Below are 9,256 nucleotides of genomic sequence, written 5' to 3'. Positions count from 1 at the left end.
ATACACGCCATTGAATTGATGAACACGATCTGGCCGAGCGTTTCGCACATCAGCGGCAGCAGGGATTGGGTCAGCAAATACGGCGCACGCAGATTGGTCGAATACAGGAGATCGAAATTGGCGATCGGTGCGGCTGCCGTGTTGCCCGAGCGGAAAACGCCGGCGCTGTGTATCAGTAAATCGATTTTCTTGAATTCGCGGCGCAGCGATTCGCTCATGTCCGCGATCGATTCATCGCGCGTCAAATCCGTTTGGTAGTATCGCACCTTTACTCCGTGGCCCTCGGCGCGGGTCGCGACGGCGCGCAGTCGTTCGATATGACGGCCGATTAAAACGACATGGGCTCCGTGCCCGGCGAGCCCGAGCGCGATAGCTTCGCCCACGCCGCTGCTGGCGCCGGTCACGACCGCGACCTGACCGGCGAAAAGACGATTCACTGCTGGCAATGAAAACCTCGAGTCAAACAGCCGGGCGACTGGCGCCGGAATCCTCTGATCCGGATACTTTCAACAAGTCGTGCGCAGCCAGAATCTGCGCCGATTTGTGGATGCGCTCGAATGATATGCCGGCGCGTTCCGCGATATCGAGCAAACTGTGCTTGCCATCGGAAAAATTAAGCGTCCACAACATCGCCATGACTTCGCCGTCGACTACGTCGTACAAGCCGCGTTTGCCCAACTGTGGTTCGCAGTACGGATTCTGGTTCATGTAATAGCGATTGCCTTCGAGCACATCGATCAACGCCGCGGCCTTGTTGTAGGAATCTTCGAGAAATGCAGGCTGGATCAGATCGAGGTTGTCGGCGGACGTGTGGTATTCGGCGTATTCGCCATGCTGCGAGCGCATCAGGCAGCCGATGGCCAGATTGAAACCCGGCGAGCAATACTGGCGTTCGTCGTATCCGTACGGATAAAAATCGATCGCCGCAAACGGCGAGCCAGCCTGTTTCAGCACATGAAGGGTGGCGCGGTCGATATCCGCATCGCCGCGGCGGGATCGCTTGTAAGTAGTCGGGCCCGGGTCGCCGACACAAGTCAATACCAGGCCGTGTTTGATGCGCGCAGCCTTGTTTTTATTCAAAGCCAGCCAGGTAATCGCGCCTATGGTTCCCGGGATGAACAAGAAGCGGTACGAATACCGCGCCGGCAAGGTTTTCATACGTTGCGCCAGCGCGACCGCCAACGAGACGCCGGATAGGTTATCGTTGGCCAACGACGGGTGGCAGGTGTGGCAGGAGATGAGCACTTCGTCCTCGGATTGACCGGGAACCAGGTATTCACCGTAGGTCAGGTGCCCGGGTTCCAGCGACGAATCGATGACGACTTCATAATTTCCGTCGGGCAGATTGATCAGATCGCGGTGGCGCAGACAGAAGCCCCAGGTTTCCTTGTAGTAGGAAGTGCGATATGGAATCCAGTCGGGCTTGTCGGGCAGCGAAAACAGATGCTTCTTGAGCTCGGCAAGCGGCATAGTCCGATTCACGGGAACACTGTAGTTCAGCACGTGCAAATTGGACTGGCGAAAGTCCACGACGCGTGCGCCAGCCTCATTCTTGATATAGGCGTCCCTGATGTTCCACTCTTTGGGCACAGTCCAGTCGAACACCGGCGTACCGCTTGCGACTTCGTGCGTGATCAACGGAATTTGACGCTGAAGATGCGCCAACGTCGCGCGGACGCCATTGCCGGTGATGCTTCTGCAGATTGGGAAAAGTTCGGCAGCGAGTTGATACATCGCGTCGCCGACATTTACCGGAGGTTGATTCAAATCGCTCATAAACTTTATTTCCTGAATGCGGGGATAGTAGAAGCGGATGCGCCATCATCCGATTCTAGCAAAATGCGGAAAGCGGCAAACGTCTAAGCCACATCCAACAATGGCCAGGACGCATCGCGCGCATTGATTTCGACCACCGGCAGCGGCCATTCGATATTGAACGCAGGATCATTATAGCGTTGGCCGCGCTCATGGCCGGGAATATGGAACTCGCTCATTTGATAAAACACCTCGGCATCGTCTGTCAAGGTTTGCAAGCCATGGGCGAACAACTCTGGAATGTAGAGTGCGCGGCGATTGCCGGCGGTCAACTGGATGGCGAAATATTCAAGGTAAGTCGGAGAATCCGGGCGCATGTCGATGATGACGTCGTGAATCGCGCCATTGGTACAGCGCACAAGCTTGGCTTCGGCGGCAGGGGCCGCCTGATAATGCATGCCCCGCAAGGTGCCTTTCTTTTTGCTATACGAAATGTTGCATTGGGCGACAGTCGGTTTAAGCCCATGCGACTCGAATTCCCTGGCGCAGAACGTGCGCGCGAAAAAGCCGCGCTCGTCCTTGCGTTTTTCCGGTTCGATAATAAATGCGCCGGCAAGCTTCGTTTCCGTAAAGATCATTCGCAGCGCGTTATGCTTTCATCGACCAGAAAAAATCCTTGTCAATCTGCTGCGTGCGAATCAGATATTCGAGCTGCTTGAGCCGGGTGAAGCCGCGGCTGTTGAACGTGTCGTCGCTCATATCGATCTGGCTGAATACATCGAAAAGCTGTTTCGCTCCGCGCTCCGCATTCCAGTCGCATTTAAAACCGGGCAACTGGTTCGCGATTTTATCAAAGGAAGCGCGGTAGCTGCGATTGTCAGAGCCCTGTGTGCCGAAACTGAGCTTGCAACCGGGAAAAGTCGCAGCGACGATTTCGGCTATTTGTTTGACGCGGTAGTTGTGCCCGGTGTCGCCGACGTTAAAGGTCTGGTTGTGAATTGCATCCAGCGGCGCATCGAGCACGCAGGCTATCGCCTTGCAAATGTCGAGGGCGTGCACCAGTGGGCGCCACGGCGTGCCGTCGCTGGTCATCTTGATTTCGCGTGTGGTCCACGCCAGTCCGCTCAGGTTATTCAAAACGATATCGAAGCGCATCCGCGGCGATGCGCCGTAAGCTGTCGCATTGCGAAGAAAGGTCGGTGAAAAGTTGTCGTCCGCCAGCGGTCGGACGTCGCGCTCAACGAGGGTTTTGCAAATCGCATAGGCAGTTTGCGGGTTGACCGGCGACTCTTCGGTCACATCGGATGTCGAAGCGACTCCATAAACGCTGCATGAAGACATGTAGATGAAGCGGCGCACGCCGGCTGCTTTGGCAATTTCGGCCAGACGCAGCGATGCCTTGTGGTTGATATCATAGGTGATATGCGGAGACAGTTCCCCAGCCGGATCGTTGGACAGTTCCGCCATATGCACGACGGCTTCCATTCCCTCGAGATCTTCGGCGCTAAGTTTGCGGATATCCTTATTCAGCGTTTTTGCAGTCAGCGGTGTGGCGTTATACAGCCAGCCGACTTTGTAAAACCCGGTATCGGCGCCAGTGACGTCGTGTCCGCGCTGCATCAGCGTGGGGGCCAGTAGAGATCCGAGATAGCCTTCCGTGCCGGTGATCAGTATTTTCATGGTCAGTTATTCGCTCCGTTAAATCGCTCAGTTAAATCGCTAAGGTTGAAGTTTGTCTAGGGGATTGCCCGCTTTTCAAATGCGGAATGCGCTCGACAATTGCCTTGCCGATTTCGAGCGACGCAGTGGCGCCAGGCGAAGGCGCGTTGCAAACGTGCATCGAGTTGTGTCCGTTTACGATCAGGAAGTCATCGACCAGCTTGCCGTTCGCGAGCAGCGCCTGCGCGCGGACCCCGGCATGCGTCGGCGCCAGATCCTGCGCCTCGACTTCCGGAATCAGTGTTTGCAGGCTGCGCACGAACGCGGCTTTGGAAAACGAGCGGTAGAATTCCCGCGCGCCCTCATTCGCATGCTTTGCCGCCAGCTTCCAGAAGCCCGGATATCGCAAGGTTTCGGAAAGATCGCGCAGGCTGAAATCCGTCTTGTGATAACCCTCGCGCTTCATCGCCAGAACCGCATTCGGACCGGCGTGTATGGTACCGTCTATCATCCGCGTGAAGTGAACGCCGAGGAATGGAAAATCGGGATTCGGCACCGGATAAATCAATGTTTTGACGAGATGACGTTTGGCCGGCACGAGTTCGAAATATTCGCCGCGAAACGGGACGATCCGGGCGCCCGGTTCAACGCCAGCCAAACGCGCGACCCGATCGCTGTGCAAGCCGGCGCAATTGATCAGATAGCGCGCGTTGAAGTCGCCGCCGGTAGTTTCCAGCACCTGATGATCGCCGCGGTCCTGGATGGCATCGAGTCGCATGCCGAACTTGATCTCGCCGCCTTGCGCGTTGATCAACTCGATATACTTTGCGCAAACCTTCCGGTAACTGACGATGCCGGTAGCAGGCACCCGTATGCCCGCAAGGCAGCGCACGTGCGGCTCGATTTCATTGACCTGCTCGCTTGATATCTTTTGAATGGCAAGCCCGTTCTCCAGCCCGCGCGCGTAGAGTTTTTCCAGCAAAGGCAACTGGCTTTGCTCGGTGGCGACGATGACTTTTCCGCAAATGTCGTGCTCGATATGATGTTTTTCGCAGAACTCGACCATGCTGCGAGCGCCGCTCCGCGCGAAGCGCGCTTTCATGCTGCCCGGAGTGTAGTAGATTCCCGAGTGAATGACGCCGCTGTTGCGCCCGGTCTGATGCTGCGCGAAGTTCGATTCTTTTTCGATGACCAGAATTTTTGCTTTCCGGTTGCGCGCGCCCAATGCCATGGCGGTCGAGAGACCGACGATGCCTCCACCCACAATCACAAAGTCATAGATCATAAATGCCTCTCAATTATTCTTTCCAGACACACCACGGCGCCTGGCCGCTGTTCCACAGTTGCTCTAGCACAGTCTTGTCTCGGAGCGTATCCATCGGCTGCCAGAAACCAGCATGCCGGTAAGCGGACAACTGGCCGGCGTGTGCCAGGTCGCGTAATGGCTGATGCTCCCAAACCGTGCGGTCATCGCCGATGTAATCGAATATCCCCGGTTCGAGCACGAAGAAACCGCCATTGACCCAGGCGCCGTCCCCCTGCGGTTTCTCGCTGAAGGTTTCGACCTGATTAGTCTCTTGCGCCAGACTGAAAGCCCCAAATCGCCCAGGTGGCTGAACCGCGGTCAAGGTCGCGAGCGTCTTTTGCGCACGATGAAATTCGATCGACTGCGTAATGTTGATGTCGGATACGCCATCGCCGTACGTAACGCAAAAGGTTTCATCGCCGACATAGTCGCGGACGCGCTTGATGCGCCCGCCGGTCATGGTGTTATACCCGGTATAAACCAGACTGACCTTCCACGGCTCGACCGCAGTCTCATGCGTATGTACCTGGTTGTTCTTCAGATCGAAAGTCACGTCGGACCGGTGCAGATAATAATTGGCGAAATATTCCTTGATGACCTCGCTCTTGTATCCGCAGCAGACGATAAATTCGTTGATGCCGTAGTGAGAGTAAATCTTCATGACGTGCCACAGAATCGGTCTGTTACCTATCTCGACCATCGGCTTCGGCCTGACGCTGCTCTCTTCGCTAATACGCGTGCCCAATCCACCTGCCAGAATCACTGCTTTCATAATCAATGAGCCCTTGTCAATCGAAGCTTTAAAAGATTGAACACCTGCCTTCTTACATAAGGTGTCGCCATTGCCGCTGCCAGTAGCGTGATTGCGGAAGCGCCGCCCAAGTAGATAAATAATATGGGTTGCGCCACCTGGCCGTTATAACTATGCAGCGCCCAACTGAGCACCAACGCAGCGACTATCGCCGCGGCGAACGGCATGAATACATCCTCGACGTACCAGCGCAGCTTTTCGCCAATGAGCAGCCGACGATGTTGTACATGGATCATTATCGGCGTGATGATCGCATGAAAAACCAGCATGGTTGCAGCAGCGCCGAGCAAACCAAAATTGGTCGTTGCGTAATAAACGGCTGGAGCAAGAACCAGCAACGAGGCGAGCGACAGATATATGCCGAATTTGATCCAGCCCATGCCATGCGCCGTTTGCAGGGAGCCCGGCAGAAACTGCAGACTTTCGAGCGCTTTCGCCAGGACCAGAACGCTGGTTATCAAGTGAGCGTTTTCGACCAGCAAAGGGTTTTGCGTCCACAGCAGCAATACTTCGGCGGAAAAAAACGCGAGCACGATGGCTGTGGGTGCGATCAACGCCGACATGACCTGGCAGCCATGGTGATACAGCTCCCTGAGGCGGTTTTCGTCGCGCAACGTCACCAGTTGGATGAAACGCGGGTAAAGTGCGCTGGCGACAGGCGTAATCAAGTTATAAAGTGCCGACGCGACTGTGGTCGCAAGAGTGTAGTAAGCGAAGAGTTCAAGCGTAACGAGCTTGCTCAGTATCAACTTGTCGATCTGCGTCACCGCGATCACGAGGATGTCGTGAGCGGATACAGCGGCGGAAAAACGCCATAGATCACGCAATACCGAAAACTCGAATTGCGCCTTTGTCGCGCCGGCCGGCAGGCTTCGCCACAGCGTGTAGCCGAGCGCCGCCGTGCCGGCCAGGCTTATGATGATCTGCCATACGAAAAACGCCTGAATGGTTGGCGATACGAGCCACAGAATGAGGACTGCGCCACCGCCGCGCAGGGTTTCGATCACGGCGCGAATCACGTTATAGAGTTCCTGTTTCTGCAGGCCCATCAAGCCGCCCGAATAGAAGCTGAACGGCCAGCGGACGGCAATCGTCAGTCCTATCAGTTCCAGGGCCTCCTGCAGGATCTCGGGAGATAGCTCTTCCGCCTGAAGATAGGAACTGGCGATCCATGGCGCCAGCGAGTACACGATGACGCCGATCAGCAACGCGGTGCCCCAATAGACCCATTCCAGAGTTCGAACCAGGTTGCGCGCCTCGTGCGCTTTCTCGGGTTCCGCCGAAAGCCTTGCCAAATGCCAGCGGACCGTGGTGCTGATGCCGAGGTCGAGCAGCACGAAAACCGAAAGCAGCGTCGTATAAAATCCGACCAGGCCATACGATTCCACGCCCATCAGCTTGATGTACAGCGGAATGAAGGCGAGCGACATCAAAGCGGTCCAGCCGTTTCCCGCGTAGTTTGCGATGACGTTGCGTCTAACTTTCGGCATGGCTATTCGGGTTCTTCAACAAAAGAAGAGGTACAGACTCGAAGGGGAACGCCTCATCAACTTTCTTACCGAATCGCTAGAGGAAATCCGTCAGGTGTGGCGGCTTTTGCCCGTGCGCGCGCGCAAGATTTCCCGCCCTGCGAGAAGCAGAAATTTGCTATCGCGCAACAGATAGCGTCGCCATAACCGGCCTGGTTCATTCGACAGTCGCCACAGCCATTCGAGGCCAAACCGCTGCACCAGCTTGGGGGCGCGCTTGATGGTTCCTGCTGCGAAATCGAAAGCTGCTCCGATACACAGTATCGGGCCCACTGCCAGCTGATCGAGTTGCGCTGCGGCCCATTTTTCCTGCTTGGGCGCGCCCACGCCGAAGCACAGGATGCCGGGTTGCAAGCGGTTGACCAGTGCGACCATACGCAAGGTCTCGGCTGGATCTTTTTCGAATCCCATCGGCGGGCAGTAGGTGCCAGTGATCCGCAAGCCCGGAAATTCGGCGCGGAGATTTTGCGCCGCCCGATCGGCCACGCCGGGTTGTCCTCCCATGAAGAAAAGCGACACGCCAGCTTTTGCCGCCACCGCGCAAACCGCGGGAAGGAGGTCGGCCCCGGTCACGCGCATCGGCAGGCCTGATCTGGAGGTTAATCTGCTGAGCCAAATCACAGGCATGCCGTCGGCAAACACAAAAGCCGCTTTCTGATAAATCGACCGCATATCGGCATCGGTCTGCAGCATCACGAGATGGTCTACGTTCGGCGTGACGACCAAACCTTTCTGCCTTTTTTTGGCCGCCGTTACTATTGCATCGGCCGCTTCTTCGAGAGTAAGTGCATTGAATTTGAGCCCTAGCAGTACCAGTTGTCTTGCGACCGCGGGCGTTCCATCAGATGGGTTCATTTAGACGCGGTCTGGATAGGACATTGCTTGTTCGATCGACATAGCGACTTGTTTTTCAAAATTCAGCCGCCTTGACGCCGACCATTGCAGCGCCCGGACGACATCTTCCTGTTTGGAACGGACCTTGTAAAAGGAAATCAGGTGATCGGCGAAATCCTTTGCCTTCTCCGCCACGCGTACGGTATCGGGCGGACATTCGATACCGCGCATTGCTGTAGGCGTGGCGACGATGGAAGCACCGGTTGCAATAGCGTCCAGGGTCTTGATCTGCACGCCTCCTCCTGCAACGGATGGTATCGCGACAACTTTGCTGCGCGTGAGAAAGTCGTGCGCGTCCGCGACGAAGCCGCGATAAATGACGTTTGGCCGATTACCAATAATCCGTTCGGCGCCTTTCCCGCCGACCTCGATCCGGGAATCCGCGGGTAATAGCGGATACACCTGTTCAAAAAACCAGCGCAGGCCGTCAGCGTTGGCCTTCCATGTCCAAGTACCGAGCATAACAATGTCGCTGTCGGATTGGTTCGCCTGCGGGGGCTTCGTCGAGAACGCGGATGGAATCGCAAATGCCTTGCTGCGCGCACCGATTCTACAGAAATACTCCCGATCTTTTTCGGTTAAGGTCCAAACCATTGCAGAAGATCTGGCTAACAGATGTTCCATATCCCGGATACACCGGGCTTCGCGCGCATACAGCCATTTCTTCAGCCCCCTCAAGGCGGACGCCTGATCTTCGTAAATCAGGTTTTCAACATTATGGGCGATCAAAACAACTGGCTTGTGAATGACATATGGTCGCAAAAAACCAATTTGGGCGTGATCGATGATCACCAGATCAAAATTCCCATTCGTGAGTAATTCTGTAACCGCGCGAATATACTTCTTTGACCAATACTTCGAGACGGAATAAGCAACATTTTTCGTCAGCGCCGTGAAAAACCAGATGACGGATCGAACTCCTGCGCGGTCCGTTTCGATGTGCCGTTCTTCGATAACTGTTTCGCGCGGTCTCGTTTGGTAATGAGCTCTTGGTCTGGCGTACCCCGTCACTGTGAGGCGGTGCCCGGCTTGGCTTAATGCATCGAGAAAGTTCGTCGTCGCTATCTCGCCGCCGTTCGAGCTTTCCCCGGGCAAAGCCGTAGTAAGGAACAGTATGCTGATCATGTGATTCGTTGTTCGTGAAAAGTAGATGGCCGGCGCATCCGAAAGGGTGAGCCGGCCATCCCGATTTGTTATCGTTTTATTTCTTCTCTGACAACCAGTCCTTAGCCAGTTTTCCGAACGCCGTGGGAATGCTGAAAGCGGCATCCTTGAACATCACCGGAAACCATTGGTGATCCG

At 55.7% G+C, this 9,256-nt stretch carries 9 protein-coding genes; all 9 read right to left on the bottom strand.

All coding sequences use genetic code 11. The annotated features are described in order from the left end of the window. Positions 1 to 437 (bottom strand): SDR family oxidoreductase (locus tag H0V78_00250; GenBank protein MBA2350258.1); only part of this gene is annotated, 437 nt, incomplete at its 3' end. A 22-nt stretch (positions 438 to 459) separates the two neighbouring features. Next, on the bottom strand, positions 460 to 1,734 hold the full coding sequence (locus H0V78_00245) for a DUF4910 domain-containing protein (protein ID MBA2350257.1): 1,275 nt from the start codon (positions 1,732 to 1,734) through the stop codon (positions 460 to 462). 125 nt (positions 1,735 to 1,859) lie between these two features. Further along, the gene (gene rfbC, locus H0V78_00240; GenBank protein MBA2350256.1) at positions 1,860 to 2,393 is read right to left on the bottom strand and encodes a dTDP-4-dehydrorhamnose 3,5-epimerase; all 534 of its coding nucleotides are present in this window, start codon (positions 2,391 to 2,393) and stop codon (positions 1,860 to 1,862) included. Between the two features lie 10 nt (positions 2,394 to 2,403). Then, complete coding sequence (locus H0V78_00235) at positions 2,404 to 3,435, bottom strand: SDR family oxidoreductase (protein MBA2350255.1); 1,032 nt, start codon at positions 3,433 to 3,435, stop codon at positions 2,404 to 2,406. A gap of 31 nt (positions 3,436 to 3,466) precedes the next feature. After that, positions 3,467 to 4,696, bottom strand: a complete 1,230-nt coding sequence (gene lhgO, locus H0V78_00230; GenBank protein ID MBA2350254.1) for an L-2-hydroxyglutarate oxidase — start codon at positions 4,694 to 4,696, stop codon at positions 3,467 to 3,469. A gap of 16 nt (positions 4,697 to 4,712) precedes the next feature. Next, positions 4,713 to 5,492 carry a glucose-1-phosphate cytidylyltransferase gene (gene rfbF, locus H0V78_00225; GenBank protein MBA2350253.1) on the bottom strand — a complete coding sequence of 260 codons (780 nt, stop codon included), beginning with the start codon at positions 5,490 to 5,492 and terminating at the stop codon, positions 4,713 to 4,715. A gap of 2 nt (positions 5,493 to 5,494) precedes the next feature. After that, complete coding sequence (locus H0V78_00220; GenBank protein ID MBA2350252.1) at positions 5,495 to 7,021, bottom strand: oligosaccharide flippase family protein; 1,527 nt, start codon at positions 7,019 to 7,021, stop codon at positions 5,495 to 5,497. Between the two features lie 90 nt (positions 7,022 to 7,111). Then, on the bottom strand, positions 7,112 to 7,915 hold the full coding sequence (locus H0V78_00215) for a WecB/TagA/CpsF family glycosyltransferase (GenBank protein MBA2350251.1): 804 nt from the start codon (positions 7,913 to 7,915) through the stop codon (positions 7,112 to 7,114). Continuing rightward, positions 7,916 to 9,079, bottom strand: a complete 1,164-nt coding sequence (locus H0V78_00210; GenBank protein ID MBA2350250.1) for a glycosyltransferase — start codon at positions 9,077 to 9,079, stop codon at positions 7,916 to 7,918. Positions 9,080 to 9,256: the final 177 nt, after the last annotated feature.

The sequence above is a fragment of the Burkholderiales bacterium genome (assembly GCA_013695435.1).
Lineage (GTDB): Bacteria > Pseudomonadota > Gammaproteobacteria > Burkholderiales > JACMKV01 > JACMKV01.
This window is presented reverse-complemented; position numbering and strand designations above follow the sequence as displayed.